Below are 24,567 nucleotides of genomic sequence, written 5' to 3'. Positions count from 1 at the left end.
GATTTAGGTTCATTATGTCTTTAGAGAATACGCAGCAGCTTTGGAATAAAGCTTTTATTCTATGCCTGACCAATAATCTTTTTTTATTTGTATTTTATTTTGCGCAAATTACGATTTTGCCGATTTATATTTTAAATGAATTAAACGGTACCTTAACGCAAGCCGGCCTAGCCATGACTCTATTTATGGCCTCCTCCATTGCCGTGCGTCCCTTTAGTGGTTTGATTATTGAAAAATTTGGGCGTAAAAAAACCCTGTATGTCTCTGAAGCCTTATTTTGTTTGTTCTCGATTGCTTATTTATTTGCTGATAATTTAACAGCGCTTTTATGGATTCGTTTCTTACATGGCATTTGGTTCAGTATTTTAACCACAGTGGCAGTACCGATTGTCAATGACTTCATTCCGGCACAGCGTCGAGGTGAAGGCATGGGCTATTTTGTCATGTCGATTAATTTAGGCATTGTGCTTGGCCCTTTGCTTGGCCTGAGTCTAATTCAGCCCTTGTCCTATCCGATGGTTGCCGCTATTTTGGCTGCTATTGTCTGTTTGGGTTTTATTTTTTGCTTTATGATTCCAGTTCAAGCTGATATCAAACCCGCTATATCGCAAGGAAAACGCCGTTTATCGATCCAAGATTTTGTTGAGAAAAAAGCCTTACCCGTTTCTCTGATGGGCATGATTATCTCTTTTTGTTATGCCAGTATTATGTCGTTTATTTCTACTTTTGCCGCTTCAAAAAATTTATTGGCGTATGCCAGTCTATTCTTTATTGTTTTTGCGGTTTCAATGATGAGCCTACGCCCGTTTACCGGAAAAATTTATGATCGTTTAGGTGCCAGTTATGTGATTTATCCAGCCATTGCCATGTTCTGTATTGGATTGATTATTTTAAGCCAAGTCGATTCTGCCGTCGGTTTAATGGTGGCAGCGGTATTTGTGGGTATGGGTTTTGGTTCGGCTCAGCCTTGTTTACAAACGTTGTCTATTCAACGTGCTCCTAAAGAACGAATCGGACATGCCACCTCCACCTTCTTTACCTGTTATGACTTAGGGATCGCCATTGGCTCTATTTTATTGGGCATCGTGATTACGCAGTACAGCTACAGCTTTGCTTATTTGTTATGTGCGTTCATTGCCGCACTAAGTCTCTTGTTTTACAGACTGTATGTGGCACAGCCCCAAAATGCTTAACTTAAGCTATAGATGAGCTAAAATTAAGCAGTATAAAAGTTAAAAATGCGCTTAAGTTTATAAGACTTAAGCGCATTTTTAACCACCACCGATTACTGGCGCAATTTAATTAAGAGGCTTCAGGCTGTGGCTTGGTTTCATCTTCATTGGCTTTGCTGTCTTCTAGCATGCTCAAAGAGGAAGGTGTGGTTGCAGGCTGGTCTGATTGAGGGCTGTGTAATTTAATCTGCAGGCGTAATTCATTCATTGAGTCGGCATTACGCAAGGCCTCTTCATACTTAATTGCGCCTTCACTGTATAAATCAAATAAAGCCTGATCAAAGGTTTGCATGCCCAATTCACGAGATTTTTTCATCACTTCTTTAATTTCGTGGAACTTCCCTTTTAGAATATTATCGGCAATTAACGGCGTATTGAGTAGAATCTCAATGGCTGCTCTACGGCCTTTACCATCGCTGGTGCGCACTAAACGCTGCGAAATAATCGCTTTCATATTCGAAGATAAATCCATCAATAATTGATTGCGACGCTCTTCAGGGAAAAAGTTAATAATACGATCAAGCGCTTGATTGGCATTGTTGGCGTGCAGCGTGCCTAAACATAAATGTCCAGTTTCGGCAAAGGCAATCGCGTGTTCCATGGTTTCTGTATCGCGGATTTCACCAATTAAAATGACATCAGGTGCTTGGCGTAAAGTATTTTTTAAAGCATTGTGCCATGAGTGACTATCCACACCAACTTCTCGATGTGTCACCATAGATTTTTTATGTTTATGCACAAATTCAACTGGATCTTCAACGGTAATAATATGCCCCGCTGAGTTTTCATTGCGATGATCAATCATGGCTGCCAAAGAGGTGGATTTACCTGAACCCGTTGCACCCACCACTAAAACCAAACCACGTTTGGTCATCATCACCTCTTTGAGCGATTCAGGTAATTGTAGCTGCGCAAAATTCGGAATTTCCGCGGTAATACTGCGGATGACCATGCCCACTTGTAGTTGTTGTTGAAAGACATTAATCCGAAAACGTGACACATTGGGTACGCTAATTGCGAAATTACATTCAAGTTCTTTTTCAAATTCTTGACGTTGGCTTTCATTCATTAAACTGTAGGCAAATAATTTGGTTTTATGTGCCGTGAGCGCTTGTTGCCCAATCGGTTTCATTAAACCTTGATGTTTAATACTGGGTGGAAAATCAGCTGAAATAAATAAGTCTGATCCGCCATATTCCACCACTTTACTGAGCATATGAAATATTATTTTACGCGCTTCTTCCAGTAATTCCGCACTATGCATATCTGTTCTCATTTTAAATAATCTTAAGCACGCAACACAACCAACCCATGCCAAAATCAAACATAGAGTCAATAATAGTTTCGTGAATATTGCTGCTGAATATTGTGCCTAAAGAACCGATACGACTCAAATAAGTTAGCTTTAAGTGGTTAAAACAATAGTGAAAAATTGCCTAGCACATCAATAAATTTCACAGTAAATTTTAATACATGACCTTTTATGCTACTCAAAACAGCTCACCCAATTTGTCACACTATGACAAATTAGGTGAGCTAGAAAAAGAATAGTGCCAATATTTGCTCATTAAGCGCGGCGTTTTACTGTGCCAAGACGTAAAGTATCTGCGGTTTCCAATAAAAGCTGAGCAGTTTTGCTCCAGCCTAAACAGCCATCGGTAACGGATTGTCCATAGTGCATATTGGTTGAGATTTTTTGTTGACCATCGACTAAATGGCTTTCTAACATCACTCCACGTACTTGGGTTTGTGTACGTTCTGCTACAATAGTGCGTAAAACATCTATCTGTAATAAGGGTTTTTTATCACTATTGCCATGACTGCAATCAATCACCAATGCAGGTAATTCTGCTGGGTTTTTGGCTTTGATTTTTTCAATTTCAGCTGCTTGATAATTTGAACCTTCATTTGCACCCCGTAAAATCAGATGAGCTTTGCGATTGCCTGTTGATTCTAAAATACACGGTAAACCCGATTGCCCCATCCCTATAAATTGATGTGCATGAGTGGCCGACTTAATGGCATCTAATGCAATTTGAATAGAACCATCCGTGCCATTTTTAAACCCTAAGCTATAAGGCATATGACTGGATATTTCACGATGAATTTGTGATTCGCTGGTTCGTGCGCCAATTGCGCCCCAAGCCAATAAATCATCAAAATATGCGGTGACCATCGGATTTAAAATTTCCGATGCAATCGGTAAACCTAAAGCAATTAGTTTTAAATATAAATCACGCGATTTTTCTAAACCCAATTGAATATGAGCGGATCCATCTAAATCAGGATCATATAAGAAGCCTTTCCAGCCAATTGTAGTGCGTGGTTTTTCAATATAAGCGCGCATGACCAGAAAAATTTGATCGGCCACTTGATTTTGCAGTTGTTGTAATTTTTGTGCATATTCAAGTACGGCTATCGGATCATGAATTGAGCAAGGCCCCACAATCACCATTAAACGCGGATCTGTACCGTCTAAGATATCTTCAATGGTTTGGCGTTGTTCAGCAATTTGCTGTGCCAGTTTATGGGATAATGGAAATTGTGCTTTTAATTGGTGGGGCAAAGTAAGCGTAAGTTCTTTTTGACTATTTGGCATGTTATTTACAGCAGAAGTTAAAGCATTCATGATCTTTCCTCATGGACTTTTTTTCAGTCCAATCTTTTATTTGAGCGTTATGGGTCTAATGGATTGCAAATGAGTTGCTGTCATTTGATTAAAATAAAACCAATAAGTTGCGCTAAAATATGAGTAATTAGATGTTTTCATGAGGTTGCTCCAAAAAATATAAAAAATAAACTAAAAAAAACCTGATCAAGGGTTGCCCTGATCAGGTATTAACTGGGTGGGCAATGATTTGCTTGCCCGAACGCGTTCAGGCAACTATCTAAATTGCCAAAAGTAATAAGGTGTATTTAAAATTAGGGAATGTTTTGACATCTTTAATTCTTCAAAAAAGCTATGTGTCTAAAAAGTAAAATACGCTGTATTGCTGAGTTTGACAAGAGCATAAACTAAAATATTAGGGCCTAAGCTCCTTTTTTAATGATAAAATTTTCTTTAAAACGCTGTGATAGAGACTATATTTAACTGATCACTTGCAGCTCAGCAATGCAAATACATAGCACTTTTTAGTCAGCAGTCGCTGTTTATCCTGTGCTACACACGTCATAAAGAATAAAAAAACGGGCTTATAGCCCGTTTTTTTATTTGATTTAACAAAAGAGTTTAAAAATGAATCACGGTACGAATAGATTTGCCTTCATGCATTAAATCAAAGGCCTCATTAATTTGCTCAAGCCCCATGGTATGTGTGACAAAAGGTGCCAGTTGAATGTCGCCTTTCATCGCATCTTCGACCATAGCCGGCAACTGAGAACGCCCTTTTACTCCGCCAAAAGCAGAACCTTTCCATGTCCGTCCGGTAACCAATTGAAATGGACGGGTTGAAATTTCTTTACCTGCACCGGCCACACCAATAATCACCGACTGCCCCCAACCACGATGCGCACATTCAAGAGCCGAGCGCATCACATTGACGTTACCAATACATTCAAAAGAATGGTCTACGCCCCAACCCGTCATTTCAACAATGACATCTTGAATTGGTTTATCGTAATCTTTCGGGTTTAAAAAATCAGTTGCGCCAAACTCTTTTGCCAAGGCAAATTTATCTGGATTCATATCAATCACAATAATACGACCGGCTTTGGCTTGACGTGCTCCTTGTACTACGGCAAGCCCAATCCCGCCTAAACCAAAGACAGCAACAGAATCGCCAGCTTGAACTTTAGCGGTATTGTGTACGGCCCCAATTCCTGTGGTCACGCCACAACCGAGTAAACAGACCTGTTCAGGATTGGCCTCGGGATTGATTTTTGCCAAAGATACTTCAGCCACGACGGTATATTCGCTAAAGGTTGAACATCCCATGTAATGATAAATTGGCTGACCTTGGTAAGAAAAACGCGTTGTACCATCTGGCATTAAACCTTTGCCTTGTGTGGCACGAACAGCGGTACATAAATTGGTTTTATCTGATTTGCAAAATAAACACTCGCCACATTCTGCGGTATATAGTGGAATTACATGATCACCTGCTTTCACACTGGTGACACCTTCACCCACTTCAACCACAATTCCTGCACCTTCATGTCCCAATACCGCAGGAAAAACACCCTCAGGATCATCGCCGGATAAGGTAAATGCATCGGTATGACAAACACCTGTATGAGTAATTTTAATCAGTACTTCACCCGCTTGAGGTGGAGCAACATCTAGTTCCACAATCTGTAGGGGTTGACCTGGGCCAAATGCAACCGCAGCACGTGATTTCATAATGCTCATCCTTCGTTTAATTCTTTAACAGATGAGCTACAGTAACTGCTTTTTATTAAGAGATTCAAGCTTTAATATGAATGTAATCTCTATTTATAACCTTATGACTACACAATAATCATGCAGATTAGACACCCCACACAAGCTGTCTTGCTTTCATTGGCAGTCATCACCCTAACAGGATGTAACTTGCCTATGAATCAGTCCAAAAAACAAGCGTCCATTGCAGTCCATGCTCAGCATTGGTTAAACGGTTCAAACGTGGATACTCAGATTTCACAAGGCTTAACCACATATGTCAGTTTGGATGATGCCTTTATGAGCATCGCCTCCCGACTTTATTTAATCAGTCAAGCCCAGCACAATCTAGATTTACAATACTATATTTGGGAAGATGACTCGATTGGCCATCTAATGTTGGCTGAGCTGTTAAAAGCCGCTGATCGTGGCGTTAAAGTTCGCTTACTAATTGATGATCAAAATGGCACCAAGCTTGATGCCACTTTAAAACAATTGGCCAACCATCCTAACTTTGAAATTAAATTATTTAATCCGTATAAATTTAGAAAGCTTCGGGTGATCGATTATGTATTTCGACTCAAAAGCGTCAATCACCGCATGCACAACAAATTGATTGTGGCCGATGGCGCAATTGCCGTTACAGGCGGGCGTAATATTAGCCGTGAATACTTCGAGGCAAGCGAAAACTTTCAATTTACCGATATGGATATCCTGTTTTATGGCACAGCAGTACAGCATGCCAATACCGTCTTTGATGACTTTTGGAATGATGATTTAAGTTATTCCGCCACACAATTATTGGGTGAAGGCAGTGCAGAACAACTGTCTAAACTGCGTCAACATTACGAACTGACCGCCTTACAACAAGATCAGTTAAGAAAACGTATTGAACTTGCAGCAAAAGAAATTAGCCAACATTTAAAAGATCGTCCTATTAATTGGGCAAAAGCCCATTTTGTGGCAGATTCACCCAATAAAATTCGTGGCACTGCCAGCAAGGAACAACTGATTTATCGGCAAATGAGCAACATTATGGGGCAACCCAAAGACCACCTTGAGTTGGTTTCTGCTTATTTTGTACCGACACGTAAAGGGACAGACTATTTAGCCGGTTTAGTGAAAAAGGATATTCAAGTTCGTGTGCTGACCAATTCATTCTTAGCCAATGACGTGCCGTTGGTACATGCTTTCTACAGTAAATATCGACCTGATTTGCTAAAAAGTGGCGTAAAGCTATATGAATTTAAGCCTTATATCGAGCGCAGCAAACGCACGTGGTATGAAGTGGTTACGGGTAATGTCATCCCTGCCAAAGGTAAAAACACTTCTAGCTTACATGCTAAATTTTTTGATGTTGACCAAATGGTGTTTATTGGTTCATTTAATTTTGATCCACGATCAGCCAATTTAAATACAGAAGTTGGACTGGTGGTTGAATCAGATGCCTTACAAAAGCAGATTACCACCTCACTGGATCATTATTTACCGCGAATTGCCTATGAGCTGAAACTCAACTCTAAAGGTGAAGTGATTTGGTTAGATCATCAAAAAGATGGCTCAAGCATAGAATACTCACATGATCCTGAAACCACCAAATTTCAGCGTTTCACCATGAAAGCAGTGTCATATTTACCGATTGAATGGATGATGTAATGACAAAGGAATGACATTTTCAATTTATTACTCAGTTTAATTCAATTTTTTTGATTAAGCGATTCAAAAAAAGTCTATTCACAGGACTGACTCTACTGGGTCATTTATTTAAGATAGCGTTTGCAGTGTTTAGAATAGAGTGTGCCTGATAAACTTAAGCATAGAGTCTTGTTCATTCTTCAGCTTCAGCTGCTGTTTGATTTTTTATCTTTTATAGACACTTAAAATGCGCTCTAAGGCATATCAAATATCAAGCAGCGGCTCTTTATTCTGTCTAATCTGCAGTAATGCAGTGTAAAACCTTACAGCAACCCCGCATCTTCAAACATGGTCCGATAGAACACTGCTTTTTTCTCCACAGCTAAAGGATAGGCACGTGAAGATGAAGGCATACGGTATAGCGTCAGAGCACGATCAGCAAAATAAGTACTGGAAGACACTCCTATTTGCGGTTTTTCAGTATCTTGTGGCAGTGCCAACATTAAGGTGTCAGTGGCTTTATCGCCCGTGGTCATCACGCTATGACAGTGAGGAATACGAGCTAGCAGTGCTTCTATATTAATTGCTTCCTCCACCTGTAAAAACTTATCTGAGGCATTGCCTTTTAAGCGAATGGCACGATGCGCGCTATCAAAAATAGCAATGCCTTTGTGCATCAAAAAATCACGCAGCAGTTCCAGCTTAAAGTTTTTATTGGCTACATCTAAAAAATAGTCTTTATTTTCAAAAAAAACTAAACCAAAAATTCGCCACATATCATTTTGATAATTTGGATAGTAAAAATTCATGCGCCAACGTGTTTTAGGTGGTGGAAAACTTCCCAACATCAATAATTTAGCATTTGTAGGTAAAAACGGTTCAAATGGATGTGTTTCTATCTCTAACTCAGTGCTCATAACCACCCCTTTATTCGCTTTCAGGTTAATCTAAAACATTTGCTGAATTTTATCTGTCACTTGTTTACCCCAAAGTGTATAAATTTCATTACTTGGATGAAATCCATCTTCAGCCATACTCAGATTCAAGCGATGAAATTTATTAAGATCATATTCAATCCACTGCATGTTGTTTTGCTGCTCAACAAACAGCGCGAGTGCTTGATTCATTGCTTGGGCATATTGTCCAAATAGCCACGCCAATGGATTAGGCAAGGCAGGAAACATATGCATGGGAGGTACGCCTGTGGCGACAATTAAGTGTGGGGTAAATTTTTGATTAATCTGAGCATAGAGTTGCTTCTGCTTACTGATCCAGTTTTTGGGTGAGGTCAGTTTGGTAATATCATTCACCCCCACAGAGGTAATAATCACGTCGAAATGTTGAGGCAACATGCTGTTAACACAACCGATAACATCCATACTGGTATGCCCTGTTTTGGCTTCAAGCTTATAATAAACTTCATAGTCAGTCATTAATTCACGAAGCACCGAGCCGAGCAAAGCCTGCTCCTGCATTTTAACGCCAACACCCGCAGCGGCTGAATCACCCAAAATAAGCACAGACAATGCCTTACCTGCGCCGACGACACCTTCACGACTACCGTCTGGTTCTGCAAGACGCAGTATATTTTTTTTAACCTGATGACCTTGAATAATTAGCGCTGGAATCAGAACCAATGTCGATATTTTTAAAAACATAATGGCTTAAAGTCATCAAAAGATTGTCCTTAATATACGGTCTTATTGACGGATAAGCATTGACTAAAATTGATCTTGTTTGCGATTGAAATGGATATTTAAAGATTGGCCACGATGATGCTATTTGCTGTGGCTTTAAGGCTCAAAACCTTTAAATATTCTTGTGATTAATCACTGTATAAAACTCCTCTATTTTTGTTTCACACTTACACTTTATTAACATAAATAAGCCATAAATAGACCTTATTTTATTAAAAAACTGCATGGGTCTATTACTTTGAAGACGGGACACAGCAAGGCATCTCGGCACTTTGCTCATACTTATGGTTGGTTTTATGCGAGGTCTCTTAAAAGATTAAACAAAACTGAAATGTTCTATTTAGAACGCTAAAAATAATGCTATTGTAGCCCTGTTAACGCTTACAGATTGTCTGCTGTGGTGTTCATAACACTTTGTTATAGTGTTTAGGCAGTGTTAATCATCAATATCGAGTTTAGAGAAACGGTTTGTGGATCTATCAAATATAAGCAAGACACCTCAAGGATCGGGTGCTATATGAATCGAAAAATGAGTAATTTAGATACGCAAGCTATTTTCAATTTAATTGGACAGCATGCTGATTTAAGCGTGATTTTTCATACGGTTAGTCTGTGGTTAGAAGCTCGAGTACCAGATGCCATGGTGTCGATCATGCTGTATTCAGAAGCTGACCAAACTTTAAATTTGATCGATGGTACACAGCATTTTTCGCATCGTTATAAGCAAGCCATTAGTAATCTTAAAATAGGCCCTAGCGTTGGTGCATGTGGTGCTGCTGCTTTTTACAAAAAATTAGTGATTTGTGAGAACCTGAGTACCGATAGTAATTGGGTATCCTTAAGAAAATTGGTTCAAGAGGAAAACTTAAACGCCTGTTGGTCTACCCCAATTATTAATGCCAAAGGAAAATTTTACGGCACTTTTGGCACTTATTATCGAACGTCTAAATGCCCGACAGAAAACCATATTAAATTACTGCGTCATGCGGCTTCACTGCTGGCATTAAGTATGGATTTAAATGAAGAACGCCAGCAACGATTGGCCATCAATGATAAATATCAATCCTTTTTCATTCATCACCCTGATGCCATTTTTGAACACGATCTAAACGGTATTATTAGCGCGGTGAATTTAGCCTCGAAAGAGATTACTGAACTTAATGCTGAGCAGTTGATTGGTTTACATTTTTCAAAATTTATTTGTCCTGAATATCAAGATGTTGCACAAACTGCTTTCGAGCAAGCCACGCAAGGTAAAAGTCAGCACATAGAAGTGCAAGCAGAAAGTCATTTAAAAAAAGGCTACTGGCTCGATTTGACTTATTTACCGATTAAACAAGCGCAAGAAACGGTTGGCGTGTTTGGTATCGCACGCGATATTTCTGAGCGCCGTCAAACTGAAGAAAATCTACATTTGCTGAAACGCAGTGTCGATGCCAATCCACATGGCATTGTGCTGACCAGTGCAAACGAAGATCAAGCCATTGAGTACGTTAATCCAGCGTTTGAAATTTTAACGGGATATAGCAAAGAAGAAGTGATTGGAAAAAATTGTCGAATGCTACAAGGGCCAGAAACAGATCCGAACACACTGAATCAAATACGGATGGCCATTCAGCAGCAGCAAGAAATTAAAGTGACGCTTAAAAATTATCGTAAAGATGGCAGTTGGTTCTGGAATAAAATGATCATTGGGCCCGTATTCGATGAAAAGCAGCGCTGCAAACACTTCTTTGGTATTCAACAAGATATCACCCAACACCGCGCCAATACAGAATATATCGCGCATCAGCAAACCCATAACAATCTCACAGGCTTGATTAATCATCGTGCCTTTGAAGATGTATTGGAAATTGCTTTTAATAAAAAACACACCAGCCAGCAATCGTTGATTGTGATGTATGTCGATCTGGATGATTTTCAACCTTTAAATCAAAGTTTAGGCCATGTGATTGGCGATCAGTTACTGATTGCTGTGGCAAAACGTATCTCTAAAGCGGTAGAAAACCAAGGCGTAATCTCGCATTTTTCAGGTGATGAATTTGCGATTATGTTTACACAGCAAGATGATTTAAAAGAATTTGTGACAATTGCAGATAGAATTTTAAAAAGTTTATCGGCTCCTTTTAACATCAAAGAACATAAAATTCATATCAGTGCCAGTGTGGGCATTGCCGATGATGATCCACAGGTGGAAAAATCCAAACAGCTGTTGCACCATGCCATACACGCCATGGGCGAAGCCAAAAAACAAGGGGGCAATACTTGGCAGTGGTACGCCTTTAGCTCCACACATACGCCTAAAATTGACTATGTCTCTATGCGGCATGAATTAATGGTTGCCCTAGAAGAAGAACAATTTAGATTGGTCTATCAACCGATTATCGATTCAAATAGTGGCCAATTAAAAAGTGTAGAAGCCTTAATTCGCTGGCAACATCCACAGCGCGGCTTGGTTTCCCCTGTCGATTTTATTCCTTTTGCCGAAAGAACCGGTCAAGTAGTGGCCATTGGTCAGTGGGTATTACGCCAAGTATGCCAAGATATTGTGGCATGGAATCAGCAATACAGCGCAGCGTTAACCGTGGCAGTAAATCTATCGCCTTTACAGTTTAGACGTGTCGACTTTTTACTCGATCTTCAACAAACACTGGCAGATACTCATCTGGCTCCAGAATTATTAAAAATTGAAGTCACAGAAACCATGCTGGTGGCCGGTGTGGATCGTTCTTTAGAGATTTTAGAAGCCATCCGTAAGTTGGGTGTACGCGTATCAGTAGATGACTTTGGTACCGGTTATTCGAGTTTGAGTTATTTACGCACGTTGCCGATTGACGAGATTAAACTGGATCGTGGCTTTATTGAACATTTGCCCGGAAATGAAAAAGATGCGGCAATTGTATCCGCAATTATTTTTATGGCGCATAAACTGGGTTTACAGGTGGTCGCAGAAGGTATCGAAACACAAGCACAAGCACAATTTTTAAGAGAATATAAGTGTGATTATTTTCAAGGCTACTATTTTGCTCGACCGGCGTCGCTGGATCAGCTTAAATTAAACTATGAACAAGTCGGATTATTGTTATAAATTTTTATGCTGCAAGCTAAAGTAGCTAAAAGTTAAAAATAGTGTTCAACATTGGCTATGTGTAACTTTTAAGAAAGCATCCGGATTGAATTTTGACCGCGATTTTTATATTTTAGCCAGTTTTTGCGTATTAATAATGAACACAGTTACGACCTGAGTTTTTTGCTTGATAGAGCTTCTTATCGGCTTTTTTAAACACCTCATTTACGTCACTTGAGTCTTTAGGCCAAAATGCCATTCCTATAGAGATGGTTACTGGCGGCATGCTATTAATATGAGTGCTTTCCATGGCTTTTCTTAAGCGCTCAGCCGCACGCTGTGCAATCTCAAGCTCTGAAGTGGTCATTAACACAATAAATTCTTCACCGCCGACCCGACAACAAACATCGTGCTCTCTAAAATTATCTTTTTTAATACTTTATCGCCTTGATCATGACCAAAGTTATCATTCACTTTCTTAAAAAAATCGATGTCAATCGACAGAACGGTAAAATCTCTTTTGAGGTTGATCAACTCTTTTAACAGAAGCTGCATTCCGCGCCGGTTATATAAACCGGTCAAGGGATCAGTATTAACGTGATAATGTAATTCGGTAATTTTATCGCTAAAGGCTTTAGAGCTTAATAACAAAGAAGTTCTAAATTTTGTGACTTCAAAATACCACGGATCAATTTGTGTGATTTTTTCTTGGATATCAGGCTGATTCAGCATACTGGCCATTTTCGCTAAGCTATTGAGCGGTGCAGAAATAAAGCGCGACAGTCTCCAAACGATAAAGAAAATAAAGAAGTAAAAGATAAACATACCCACCGCTACTTTTAAAATAATGGTATTGGCTTGTTTAAGTAATTCTTCCGTTGGCTGTTGAGACACCACAATCCATCCGACACTCGGTATTTGTGCAAAACCCGCTAAATTTTTCACGCCTTGGCTATTGATCAGTTTAATTTGCCCAGCATTTTGCTGCATCATATATGTAACACCATTATTATGGCTGATTTTCTCACCAATTCTTTGGGTATCGGGATGAAAAATAATGCGATTATTCTGATCAATCACGTACATATAACTTTTTTTAAAATCATATTCAGTGGATAACATTTCATTGATTAGGTTTTTTTGCTGTAAATAGATTGAACCGCTGATGAGACCCAAATAGTGTTGATCAATATCGTAAATTGGTTGTGAAATCATCACAATAAGGTGATGTTTAATAGACCAAAAAGGAGAAGATATATAGGTTTTTTTTTGCTTTAATGCTTCAACAATACCCACCGTTTTATAGATGGAATCTTTACGAAGATTAAGTTGCTCAGGTTTAAAATCAATGAGTCGATTTTTATCATCAATCACCAATACGCTATTAAATTTGTCAGATTGGTTTTTCAGTCGCTTCACTTCTGCATCAACCAAGCGCTGATCAGAAAAATTGTGTCCGAGTAACGTTGCACTATAGTTTAATTCTTTAAGCATATCGCCAAATTGATTGTTGGCACTGGTGGCTACTTTTGCAGCATATTTTTCATTCACGGCCAGTGAATTCTGAATCAACTGCTCTTTAATAATATAATTCAGAATAAATACAGATACGACAAATAAACCCGAAACACTCAAAATGGTCGAGATCAGAATCAACTTACGCAGATTTAATTTAAGTGCCAGAAGAATTTGTTTCAAAAGCGATCCCAGAGAATCATGACGGCGTTTACACTTTATAACATGTTAGTGAATTAGTATAACTAATTCAGAGATAACAAGATTCATCTGCTGCATTTTTTTGTAATCTCCTGCAACATGCTCGATATTTAAGCGATTGAATCATTTTTAAGCTGATATAAACAGGTGTTTATTCTCTTTTTATTTTCAATGATCAGCCAAATTCCTTAAGAATTCATGCAACTGATTTACCCTGAAGCTTTGTTCTTTATCTTGTTTTAATCGTCATAAAAAACCGAGCTAAATAATAGCTCGGCTAAATGGTTCAGATTCAGTTAATTAAAAGGTCACACGTTTATAATCACGATAAGTTGGTTTCCAAAAATTAGCTTCAATGGATTGGGTAAGCAGCGCATCACTAATGACCGGTGCAACGCCCGCTTCCATCGCCGCTTTCGCCACTTGAAAAGCAATAATTTTAGACACGTATTGAATTTCATTCAGATCAGGCAGTAAATCGGCTTCCGGATTTTGTAACAGTGGTGAGCAACTGGCCAAAGTATTGCTTGAGGCAATTAGCATACTGTCGGTTATACGTGTTGCACCACACGCCAGCACCCCCAAACCAATCCCTGGAAAAATATATGAGTTATTACACTGCGAAATATTGTAAATTTTACCGTTGTAGTTGACTGGTGCAAATGGGCTACCGGTGGCAATCAAGGCACGACCGTCCGTCCATTGCACAATATCTGCCGGTACAGCTTCCACTTGTGAAGTCGGATTAGACAATGGCAACACAATTGGACGTTCACAATTGGCCGCTAAGGTCTTGATAATTTCTTCAGTAAACAATCCTGCTTGACCCGATACGCCAATCAAGACTGTCGGTTTTGCATTGCGCACCACATCCAATAAGGAAATCATGTCTTCTGGATTGGCCCAATGCGCAACGTCTTCAGGGACTTGCGCTAACTTACGCTGGAAGTCGAGTAAATTAGGCTGATTTTCAGTGATTAGACCAAAACGATCGACCATATACACACGTTTGCGTGCCTGTGCATCGGTTAATCCTTCTGTGACCATCTGCGCCACAATCTGCTCTGCAATCCCACAGCCGGCAGACCCAGCACCTAAGAAAGCCACGGTTTGATCTTTAAGATGTTTACCTACAGCATGCGATGCTGCAATTAAACTACCGACCGATACTGCTGCTGTGCCTTGAATATCATCATTAAAGCAACAAATTTTATCGCGATACTTATTCAATAAAGGCATGGCATTTTTTTGTGCAAAATCTTCAAATTGAATTAACGCTTTTGGCCAGCGATGCTGAATCGCGTCAATGACTTCATCGACAAATTGGTAATATTCATCCCCACTGATGCGCGGCTGATTCCAACCCAAATAAAGCGGATCATTTAACAGTTGTTGATTATTGGTGCCCACATCTAATGAAATGGGTAAGGTATAAGCCGGACTAATGCCGCCACAAGCGGTATACAGCGACAGCTTTCCAATGGGAATACCCATACCGCCAATCCCTTGATCACCTAAACCTAAGATGCGTTCGCCGTCGGTAATTACAATCACTTTAACGTTCTTTTTATTTACATTACGCAAAATATCATCGATATGCGCGCGATCAGGATAAGAGATAAAAATACCACGATGACGACGATAAATATCAGAAAAACGCTGACAGGCCTCACCCACCGTTGGGGTATAAATAATCGGCATCATTTCGCTTAAATGATTTTCAAGCAGGTGGTAAAACAAAGTCTCATTGGTGTCTTGAATATTACGTAAATAGATATGCTGATTAATGGCACTGTTAAACGCAGAATATTGCTGATAAGAACGATGGCTTTGTTCTTCAATGGTTTCTGTTACATGTGGAATCAGACCGTGCAAATTAAATTGGCTGCGTTCTTGTTCGGAAAATGCCGAGCCTTTGTTTAACAACGGGAGTTCTAAAAGAGTATTGCCGGCATAAGGAATATATAAAGGTTTCTTTTGAACCAAGTTCTCAGTTGTCATTTCCAGTCTCATTTTAATGTTTAGCAAAGGGATTATTTGAATGAATCCTATTTCAGTCAGCACTAGCTTACCGCTATTTGGCCAGCATTGGACATTTATAAGCTTGATAGCGATACGCAGCTGATTTCATGGCTGAATAAAAAATGATAGCAAGTGGTAAATCACTGCAATATTGCGTAATAAATACGCAATATCTGAATAAGCAGACTTAAAATGAAGAATTGAACATAATCACGCCAATTTTTGACGCTTTAAATTGAACGAATTTTAGTGGCTGAGCATCAAGCTAAATTTTTTATCATCAAAAATACAGCCAAAAAAAATCATCTCCCAATATTCCGACAGAAATTGGGAGATGATTTGGGCTTTTTATTCTTCTAAACTACTTCTTAACATCCACGCCGTCTTTTCATGCACATCAAGTCGTTGAGTCAACATATCTGCAGTCGGTTGATCGTTGGCCTTTTCCACCATCGGGAAAATCTCACGTGCAGTACGCGCGACAGTTTCGTGCGCACCCACCAATAATTTAACCATTTCTTGCGCTTTAGGCACGCCATCGACTTCTTTAATCGCGGTCAGTGAAACAAATTCTTTATAAGTACCCGGTGCAGGAAAGCCCAAGGCACGAATTCGTTCAGCAATGATATCTAAGGCATTCCACTGTTCAGTGTATTGCGTCATAAACATGGTGTGTAAGCTATTGAACTGTGGACCGGTGACATTCCAGTGAAAGTTGTGTGTCATTAAATATAACGTGTAGCTATCCGCTAACAAACGTGAAAGACCATGAACAATTTTAGCGCGGTCTTCTTTAGAAATGCCAATATCGATATCCATCACTTTTGATTCCTTATTTGTTTTTCCCATTGTGACCACTCCTGATTAAGATCTAGCTACATCCTACTACGTTAAAATTCATTTTTGCCGTCTCTTTGCAATTCATATACTTAATACTTATGCATTGTTATTTCAACTGTAAATAAGTATTTCAACCCATTTAAAATGAGACATTTTTTGATGCTCTTGCCGACTTGAATCTTACTTTTAAATTGCCTTTGATCTGTTTAAATTTCTTTAAAGGCCTGTAACGCTCGAAGCCGACTCTGCTTTAAATCAACTATCGGCTGAGGATAATCTAATTTTAGATTTGGATTTTTAGCATACGGCTCATGAATGGTCTTGGCATCTAAATGTGCCAATTCTGGCAGCCATTGCCGGATATAATCACCTGCGGCATCAAAGCGTTGTGACTGACTAATCGGATTAAAGATTCGAAAATATGGCACCGCATCCATTCCGGTCGAGGCGCACCACTGCCAGCCACCATTATTGGCCGCTAGATCACCATCAATCAGCTGCTGCATAAACCATTGCTCGCCCAGTCGCCAATCAATCAATAGATTTTTACTCAGGAACATGGCCGTGACCATACGCACCCGATTATGCATCCAACCCGTGCTGCTTAACTGGCGCATACCGGCATCTACAATCGGAATACCGGTTTGTCCTTGTTGCCATGCAATTAAATCCTTCGGTGCATCTCGCCACTGAATTTTTTGGGTATTCTCTTTAAAAGGTAAATGTTTAGAGACCTTTGGAAAATCAAATAAAGTATGTTGATAAAATTCGCGCCATAATAATTCATCTAGCCACGTTTGCTGACCCAATTGTGCGATATGAAAATGGCCTTGCTGTGGGCGAAATAAAACTTGTAGACATTGGCGAATAGAAATGATGCCTAGAGTCAAATATGCTGACAACTGACTGGTTCCGGCTAAATTGGGAAAATCTCTTTCTTTTTCGTAATGCTCCACTTGATGTTGCATAAATTCATCTAACAGATTTAAAGCATACTGCTCACCCACCGGCCAGCGTGCTTGTAATTCTTCAGAGACGTTATAAAGATCTTTTAAATTGGCAATAGACTCATCAAACAATGCATGTGGTTCAAGTTTTGTTTGCGCTTCAATTTCAGGATAACACTGCGGTAAACTTATACTGAGCTGTGTATAGCAAGTTTTCTTAAATGCACTAAACACTTGATACGGCTGATTGCTTTTGTTACGAATACTGCCGACTGGAAATAAAGTACGATCGTGATACAACTCAAAAGATTTATGATTTTTCTCTAACAACTGTTGAACCTGTTGATCGCGCGCTAATTCATTTACCCCTAAATCAATATTGGCATGAATACTATCAATATTCAGTGCTTTGCTCACGTCTAGAATGACCGGCGCAATATCTTTCCATAAGGCGATTTCACGGACAATAAGAGGAATATTGAGCTGCTGTAATTGTTGCTTTAGCTCCAGCAATTGTCTTAAATAAAAGTTCAGTTTAATTTCAGCATCATCATGTAAAGCCCACTGCTGAGGTGAGATGGCCACAAAAGCCACACAAGCGCCGGCTTGGGCCGCATGCCAAAGTGCGCTGTGATCTTGAATACGTAAATCTTGTCGAAACCAAATGAGTTGCACAGCCATCAGCAGATCTTAAAAAGCTTATTGATATTCTATCTTAGGCAATCTTGCAGCAGAAAAGAAGGGTCAGTGAATACATTTAGCTGTATAAAATAAACAGCTTAATCTTAAGTTTAATTGCTTGGTGAAAGTAAAAATACAGCGTCATAGCATCAGAACTCTCCTTTTTATAGATTTTATAACCCAAACTTTAGCCATAAAAAAAGACCCACGGATGAGTCTTTTTTATTGAAAATTTTTAAGCAGATATTAACCTAACTTATTGACCCATTTTAATGGCAGAACTTTCATGGCTAAACCTAACGGTAACCAAGGCCATTGTGGCACATAAGCTTTAACCGGTTCTTTTTCAATGGCTTTAACCAGTAAATGTGAACCAGTTTTTTCATCAACTTCAAAAGGGAGCTTTTTAGCGCCTTCATTGAGTTCAGTACGGATATAACCAGGGAAAATTGTGGTCACTTTAATCGGTGTATCCATTAATTCAGCACGAATACCTTCTGCTAAATGCGCCACACCCGCTTTACTTGCACCGTAAGCGGTTAAATGTTTAGGCATGCCGCGCATGGCACTCATTGATGAAATCATCACCAGATGACCAAATTTTTGTGCACGGAAAATTTCAACTGCCGCCTCACATTGCGCCAAGGCTGAAATAAAATTGGTTTCTACTGTGGCTTTATTAATAGCAAAGTTGCCTTTACCAATACGACGCCCTTCACCTACGCCAGCATTCACAATAATACGGTCAATGGTGCCAAAGTCTGCTTGAAAAGCTTTAAAGACTTCAAAAACTTGATCGTAATCGGTTACGTCTAAGGTTTTGGCAATCACTTTAACGCCATATTGACTTTCAAGTTCTTGCTTTAACGCTTCAAGGCGCTCTAAACGCCGTGCGCAAATTGCCAAGCTATAGCCTTTTTGTGCAAATTCACGTGCCATACCTGCGCCAATACCTGAACTTGCACCGGTAATTAAAATTGTTTTTGCCTTTGCCATGTTCTATTCCTTTTGCTGTTTTACCGTCAAATCCAAGTCAGTAATTGTGGATCTTCAGCTTTAATAAAATGGTGCTCGTTTAAACTTAATAATTGCGGCTCATTGCCCACCAAACGTAAAGTGGTGATACTGGCATTACAAATAGCCCAGTTCAGTGCAAAAGTGCGATTGGCATTCAGCTCAAGTAATTTTCCTGCTGCGACAGAAATAACCCCACCAGAGGTAAATACCACTGCATAACGTGGTTTGGTTTTTGCCAATTCATCACATAAATTCTGTAATGCCGTTTCGACGCGATTTTTAAAATCAGGCCAAGACTCATCATATTCATAGTGAAAGTCGCCGTCTGTCCAACGGCCAATGGCACTTTCAAAAATTTTGGCCAAATGTGCGCGTGGATCGGCTTGATTTTCTACTTCTTGTTTTAATAAATGTGGTTCATTAAAACGCGGTTCATATTGAGCAAAAACCTGTTGATGATTGAATTCATTCCAAGCTGAATCTGTAATGATATTGGCTTCAGGAAAACACTCTGCCACAGCCAAATGTGCCGTTTGTTGATGGCGCTGCATTGAACCGGTCACAACATACGGCTCTTCTTTTAAAATTCGATTAAAATATTGCCCAAGTAATTTTGCTTGCAACTCTCCATTGGGTGAGAGTTGATCATAACTTTTTGCACCAAACGAAGCTTGTCCGTGACGAATCAGATAAATGGTGGTCATTTTTCTTTTCCTATAATGTAATGCACTTTCGAGATATATTTTTGTGCAGTCTGATTGCTTTCAATTTTCTGTTGTGCAATCAATTTTAAAGCACGTACATGTAAGGCATGAATCACGATCCAAAAATCTTTAAATGCTGGATTATTGGTTTGTTTATGGTAGTAGCGATAATAGATTTGTTGCGCAATAACGGCTAAACGGAAAATTCCAAATACTTCGTAGAAGGTCCAATTGTCTGTTTGTATGTTCATTTTTTCTAAGTAGTAATCGACCACTTGTTGGCGGGTAAACATGCCTTTTAAATGTGTCGGTTGACGACGTGTGGCTTTAAATATACGATTATCGGTCTCTTCCACCCAATAGGCCAAAGCAGAGCCGAGATCCATCAGTGGATCACCGATGGTGGCCATTTCCCAATCCAGTACGCCAATTACTTCGGTTGGATGATGCGGATCTAAAATGACATTATCAAAGCGCCAATCATTGTGAATAACACAACTATTTGAGTCAGCGGGTATATTGGCCAATAGCCATTTACGGACCCATTTAAATGAAGGAACATTAAGAGTACGAGCTTTTTCATAGCGCTTGTCCCAACCTTCAACTTGACGACGACAATAACCCTCACCTTTACCCAGTTTTTCCAGTTCCGTGCCTTGATATGGAACTTGATGTAATTCGATTAATTTATCAATGACATTGACACACAGCTCACGCACTTTGCTTTCAGTCAGTTGCAATTCTGGCGGCAACTTGGCGCGTGGAATAATACCTTCAATACGCTTCATGACATAAAAGTCACAGCCAATGACCGATTCATCCTGACACAGTGCCACCATTTCTGGCAGTACGGGATAAAAAGGCGCCAAATTTTTCTGCACATTATACTCACGCGCCATGTCATGCGCAGATTTGGCTTTGGTTCCCTGAGGCGGACGACGCAAGATTAAATCTGCATTGTCATATTTTAATCGATAGGTCCAATTGGATGCGCCACCTGAATATTGGGTCACTTCTGCTTTGCCTTGCAGTTCAACCCCTTGTGCTTTGAGCCAATTTTCTACAGCAATGATATTAAGTTCTTCGCCTGTACGGACATTTCCAGCGACATCAAGGACAGACATGGTTATTTTCCTACATTTTTAATTTTAAAAAGACCTCTCTCTTTATTTATACCTGTTTAATTCCGCATAAACAGTAAAATTTAAATAAAGATTCAAGAGGTCTGTACATCATTTGGTTTTTAATCTTATTTACGACGTGTGCTATAGCCACGTTTTGCCAATTCTAGCTTTGCAATCATGCCTTTATGCACTTCATCTGGCCCATCGGCTAAACGCAAACTACGCGCTTGGGCAAAGAATGCAGTTAAAGGTGTATCACGCGACATACCTTCTCCGCCGTGAATTTGAATGGCCATATCCACCACTTTTTCCAAAACACTGGGGGCAACCACTTTAATGGCAGAGATTTCGGTTAATGCCGACATTGTGCCTAAAGTATCCATTTTATAAGCGGTATAAAGAGTGAGTAAACGTGCCTGATCAATTGCCACACGTGCTTCGGCTACACGCTCTAAATTACCACCGAGCTTTAGTAGCTCTTTACCAAAAGCACTACGACTCATGCCGCGGTCAATCATTAGCTCTAAGGACTTTTCTGCGGCACCAATACAACGCATACAGTGATGAATACGCCCCGGCCCTAAACGACCTTGCGCAATTTCAAAGCCTTGTCCTGCTCCGCCAATAAAGTTAGCTATAGGTACACGAACATTATTAAAGCTCACCTCGCCGTGGCCATGTGGTGCGTCATAATCACCAAATACAGGTAACATGCGTTCTATTTTGACACCCAACGTATCTACGGGTACCAAAACCATTGAATGTTGATGATGGCGGTCTTTGGTTTCATCTGGTGTATGCGCCATAAAAATAATGATTTTGGCATTTGGATCACCTAAACCCGATGACCACCATTTTCGGCCATTTAATACAATTTCATCTTTTTCAATGACTGCCGTGGCTTGCATATTGGTTGCATCACTGGAGGCCACAGCCGGTTCAGTCATACAAAAAACTGAGCGAATTGTTCCCTCTAAAAGGGGCATTAACCAGTGTTGTTTTTGGGCTTCACTTCCGTAGCGCCATAATAACTCCATGTTGCCACTGTCAGGTGCATTACAGTTAAAAACAGTTGGAGCAATTAAACTACGACCGGTTAACTCGGCAATATGGGCATATTCTTGAACAGTCAGTCCTTGGCCCAAAACAGGATCGGGTAGAAACATATTCCAAAGACCAGCTTGTTTGGCTTTGTTTTTCAATTCTTCTATTTGCGTTGGCCATTGCCATTTGGTCCAGTCACCGCCCTGATTTAGTGTGTGAACCTCATTCCAAAACTCAGTTTCGATTGGCTCAATTTCATTTTTTATAAAAGTTTGGGTACGCTGTATAAAATCTTGCGCGCGTACAGATAAATTAAACATCGTTTTTCCTTAAAATATTATCATTACGGCTCTTTACAACACATTAGCCTAAAAACTATTATGAATAAAATGATTTAATTCCATATTGCACTATGAATACTGTACATAATAAAACCATGATTGATATGGCCATTTTTCATCGTATTGATATTAATTTATACCCTCTTTTCATTGCGATTTATGAGCAAAGAAGCATTTCAAAAGCGGCTAAAATTTTATGTATTACGCAGTCTGCTGCCAGTCATGCACTACAACGCTTAAGACAGCATTTAAAAGATGATTTATTTGTTCGTGTGAGTAATCAAATGCTGGCTACGCCATTCGCTGAGCAGATTTATCCGGTGATTAAAAATGCTTTAATTTTGATTCAAAGTATTTCTATGCAGAAACAAAGTTTTGATCCCAACAGTATACAAACGCTTAAAGTAGCCGTACATGATGAGATTGAACCGATTATTTTTCCTAAATTAGTTGAGCATTTTCAGAAACTTAACTTAATCATTCAGTTTTCCAGTATTAAACTGGATCGTAAGATGATTATTACTGACTTAGCCACACAGCAAATTGATTTTGTTATTGATTTAGAACAAAATTTAGGAGAAAAAATTCAATTTAATAAATTAGCGCAAGATCAATTTGTAGTATGTACTCAGCAAAAAATGATGGATGAAGCTATTTATTTGGCATCACCTCATATTGGCGTTTCATCACGGCGAACTGGCGTTTTGGTTGAAGACATTTATTTAAATCGACAACAGTTTTCCCGTCAGATTTTTCTTCGATGTCAGCATTATTCAACCGCCTTACAGATTTTGACGCAAGAACCGCAGTTAATTCTTACCATTCCTAAAAATATATTGGCTCATTTACGATTGGCTCAAAATTTGAATATTTTTGATGTGCCTGTTGATCTGCCTTATATAAATATGGGTATGTATTGGCATAAAGATCTTGAATTAAATTTAAGGCATCAATTTTTGCGAAGCGAAATATTTAAAATTTTTGCTTAGGCTATTTTCTATTGGTTTTATATTGCTTAGGCTATTAGTGAATGACTCTGTATCGGGATAAAAACAAATGATGATATAAATGCTCTGTTTGGTGTTATTTGATTGTTTATTGATCTGTTATTTTTATTATTTCAATTAAACTAAAGACCATTTTTTTGTTGTTTATTGCTGAATTTAGCTTAAGTCTTTAGCTTCAATTCTGTAAATTTTTGCCTATGTTTGAAAATATCTCCCCTGTTTGGCTTATTGTTTTTGGCATGCTGTTATGTCTTGTCTTGGTCTTTATTTTTCGTAAGATAAATACGTTACTGACCCAACTGTTTAAACCATTCAAAAAAGGGCAAACGTATTGGTGTAAAGTGATTGCGGTTAGCGATGGCGATACTCTCACCTGTTATCGTCTTAATTTTAGGCGCTCGCAAACCAAAATCCGCTTTGCTTATATTGACGCACCTGAATCTTCTCAGACTTATGGCCGTGAAAGCCAAAAAATCGTACAAAAAATGGTATATCAAAAAATTGTGCGTATCCAAATTACCGATACAGATCGTTATGGGCGCCATGTTGGTGTGATTTATCGTATCTATAAGAATGTAAATAAAGAATTAGTGAAGCACGGTGCTGCTTGGGTGTATGAAGATTATATTAAAGATAAAAAACACCGAGAACACTGGCTGCAACTGCAAAATAAAGCCAAAAAGCAGAAAAAAGGTCTGTGGAAAAGTAGCCATCCTGTACGGCCAAGCGTTTATCGCAAACAAGGGAAATGAGTCCTTTGTGCTGTTTTAAGCTCATATAAAAAATCTTTTTTGGATTTTTTTATCAATATTTCATAAACGATAACTGCCCTATTCAGTTTGGACATTTTGATTATAAAGCGGTATTTCCCAAGTTGATTTAGCGAATGCTTATTTAATCAATAGCTCGATTGTACGCTCTACAGGAGAAAGATTGCTTAGGCTATTTTATGTTGGATATATGACTCAAAAGCCAATTCATAGCTTATCTTAATCAACATCATAAAATTATATGAGATAAAAAATGGTCTACCTAAAGTAGACCATTTTTAAATATCTCAGGAATAATTAGACATAAGCCAATTGGATTAAAAGTCTAAATGCCCCTGCCACCAAGGCCAAAGCAAAAAAACCTCC

17 protein-coding genes and 1 pseudogene are annotated in these 24,567 nt (G+C 39.1%); 5 read left to right on the top strand and 13 right to left on the bottom strand.

Annotated features, from left to right (window positions below; all coding sequences use genetic code 11):
- Positions 1-14 precede the first annotated feature (14 nt).
- The gene (locus tag SE27_RS07575) at positions 15-1,193 is read left to right on the top strand and encodes an MFS transporter (RefSeq protein ID WP_039622254.1); all 1,179 of its coding nucleotides are present in this window, start codon (positions 15-17) and stop codon (positions 1,191-1,193) included.
- A gap of 109 nt (positions 1,194-1,302) precedes the next feature.
- Here SE27_RS07575 and SE27_RS07570 read toward each other — a convergent pair whose 3' ends face one another.
- From SE27_RS07570 to SE27_RS07560, 3 genes are all read right to left on the bottom strand, one after another.
- Entirely contained in the window at positions 1,303-2,496 is a 1,194-nt protein-coding gene (locus SE27_RS07570; protein WP_039622252.1) for a PilT/PilU family type 4a pilus ATPase, read from the bottom strand.
- 303 nt (positions 2,497-2,799) lie between these two features.
- Positions 2,800-3,861 carry a 3-deoxy-7-phosphoheptulonate synthase gene (locus SE27_RS07565; RefSeq protein ID WP_039622251.1) on the bottom strand — a complete coding sequence of 354 codons (1,062 nt, stop codon included), beginning with the start codon at positions 3,859-3,861 and terminating at the stop codon, positions 2,800-2,802.
- Positions 3,862-4,461: 600 nt separating this feature from the next.
- Complete coding sequence (locus tag SE27_RS07560) at positions 4,462-5,571, bottom strand: S-(hydroxymethyl)glutathione dehydrogenase/class III alcohol dehydrogenase (protein ID WP_039622249.1); 1,110 nt, start codon at positions 5,569-5,571, stop codon at positions 4,462-4,464.
- Positions 5,572-5,691: 120 nt separating this feature from the next.
- Here SE27_RS07560 and SE27_RS07555 point away from each other — a divergent pair, with 120 nt between their 5' ends.
- Positions 5,692-7,245 carry a phospholipase D family protein gene (locus SE27_RS07555; protein WP_039622246.1) on the top strand — a complete coding sequence of 518 codons (1,554 nt, stop codon included), beginning with the start codon at positions 5,692-5,694 and terminating at the stop codon, positions 7,243-7,245.
- A 302-nt stretch (positions 7,246-7,547) separates the two neighbouring features.
- On the opposite strand, the gene SE27_RS07550 is transcribed toward SE27_RS07555, so the two are convergent.
- Together SE27_RS07550 and SE27_RS07545 are read right to left on the bottom strand one after the other, a co-directional pair.
- A complete protein-coding gene (locus SE27_RS07550) occupies positions 7,548-8,141 on the bottom strand; it encodes a uracil-DNA glycosylase family protein (RefSeq protein WP_039622244.1) in 594 nt (197 codons plus the stop codon).
- 30 nt (positions 8,142-8,171) lie between these two features.
- Positions 8,172-8,882, bottom strand: coding sequence for an SGNH/GDSL hydrolase family protein (locus SE27_RS07545; RefSeq protein ID WP_039622242.1), 711 nt, complete (start codon positions 8,880-8,882; stop codon positions 8,172-8,174).
- A gap of 556 nt (positions 8,883-9,438) precedes the next feature.
- On the opposite strand from SE27_RS07545, the gene SE27_RS07540 reads away from it, so the two are divergent.
- Positions 9,439-12,009, top strand: a complete 2,571-nt coding sequence (locus SE27_RS07540; protein ID WP_039622239.1) for a bifunctional diguanylate cyclase/phosphodiesterase — start codon at positions 9,439-9,441, stop codon at positions 12,007-12,009.
- A 130-nt stretch (positions 12,010-12,139) separates the two neighbouring features.
- Here SE27_RS07540 and SE27_RS07535 read toward each other — a convergent pair.
- From SE27_RS07535 to SE27_RS07500, 8 genes and pseudogenes are all read right to left on the bottom strand, one after another.
- A pseudogene (locus SE27_RS07535) lies at positions 12,140-13,686 on the bottom strand (sensor domain-containing diguanylate cyclase).
- A 318-nt stretch (positions 13,687-14,004) separates the two neighbouring features.
- Positions 14,005-15,705, bottom strand: coding sequence for an NAD-dependent malic enzyme (locus tag SE27_RS07530; RefSeq protein WP_039622237.1), 1,701 nt, complete (start codon positions 15,703-15,705; stop codon positions 14,005-14,007).
- Between the two features lie 369 nt (positions 15,706-16,074).
- Positions 16,075-16,575, bottom strand: coding sequence for a Dps family protein (locus SE27_RS07525; RefSeq protein ID WP_039622236.1), 501 nt, complete (start codon positions 16,573-16,575; stop codon positions 16,075-16,077).
- A gap of 197 nt (positions 16,576-16,772) precedes the next feature.
- Positions 16,773-18,188 carry a cryptochrome/photolyase family protein gene (locus SE27_RS07520; protein WP_039623874.1) on the bottom strand — a complete coding sequence of 472 codons (1,416 nt, stop codon included), beginning with the start codon at positions 18,186-18,188 and terminating at the stop codon, positions 16,773-16,775.
- 252 nt (positions 18,189-18,440) lie between these two features.
- Positions 18,441-19,190 carry an SDR family oxidoreductase gene (locus tag SE27_RS07515; RefSeq protein ID WP_039622234.1) on the bottom strand — a complete coding sequence of 250 codons (750 nt, stop codon included), beginning with the start codon at positions 19,188-19,190 and terminating at the stop codon, positions 18,441-18,443.
- 26 nt (positions 19,191-19,216) lie between these two features.
- Positions 19,217-19,915 (bottom strand): histidine phosphatase family protein, encoded by a 699-nt coding sequence (locus SE27_RS07510; protein WP_039622231.1) that lies wholly within the window; start codon positions 19,913-19,915, stop codon positions 19,217-19,219.
- Positions 19,912-21,039, bottom strand: coding sequence for a phosphotransferase family protein (locus SE27_RS07505; protein ID WP_039622230.1), 1,128 nt, complete (start codon positions 21,037-21,039; stop codon positions 19,912-19,914). The genes SE27_RS07510 and SE27_RS07505 overlap by 4 nt, the downstream gene beginning before the upstream one ends.
- Positions 21,040-21,164: 125 nt before the next feature.
- Complete coding sequence (locus SE27_RS07500) at positions 21,165-22,403, bottom strand: acyl-CoA dehydrogenase family protein (RefSeq protein WP_039622228.1); 1,239 nt, start codon at positions 22,401-22,403, stop codon at positions 21,165-21,167.
- Between the two features lie 92 nt (positions 22,404-22,495).
- On the opposite strand from SE27_RS07500, the gene SE27_RS07495 reads away from it, so the two are divergent.
- Entirely contained in the window at positions 22,496-23,413 is a 918-nt protein-coding gene (locus SE27_RS07495; RefSeq protein WP_039622226.1) for a LysR family transcriptional regulator, read from the top strand.
- Positions 23,414-23,628: 215 nt separating this feature from the next.
- Entirely contained in the window at positions 23,629-24,183 is a 555-nt protein-coding gene (locus SE27_RS07490; RefSeq protein WP_039622224.1) for a thermonuclease family protein, read from the top strand.
- Positions 24,184-24,567: the final 384 nt, after the last annotated feature.

Source organism: Acinetobacter harbinensis, from assembly GCF_000816495.1.
Classification (GTDB): Bacteria; Pseudomonadota; Gammaproteobacteria; order Pseudomonadales; family Moraxellaceae; genus Acinetobacter; species Acinetobacter harbinensis.
This window is presented reverse-complemented; position numbering and strand designations above follow the sequence as displayed.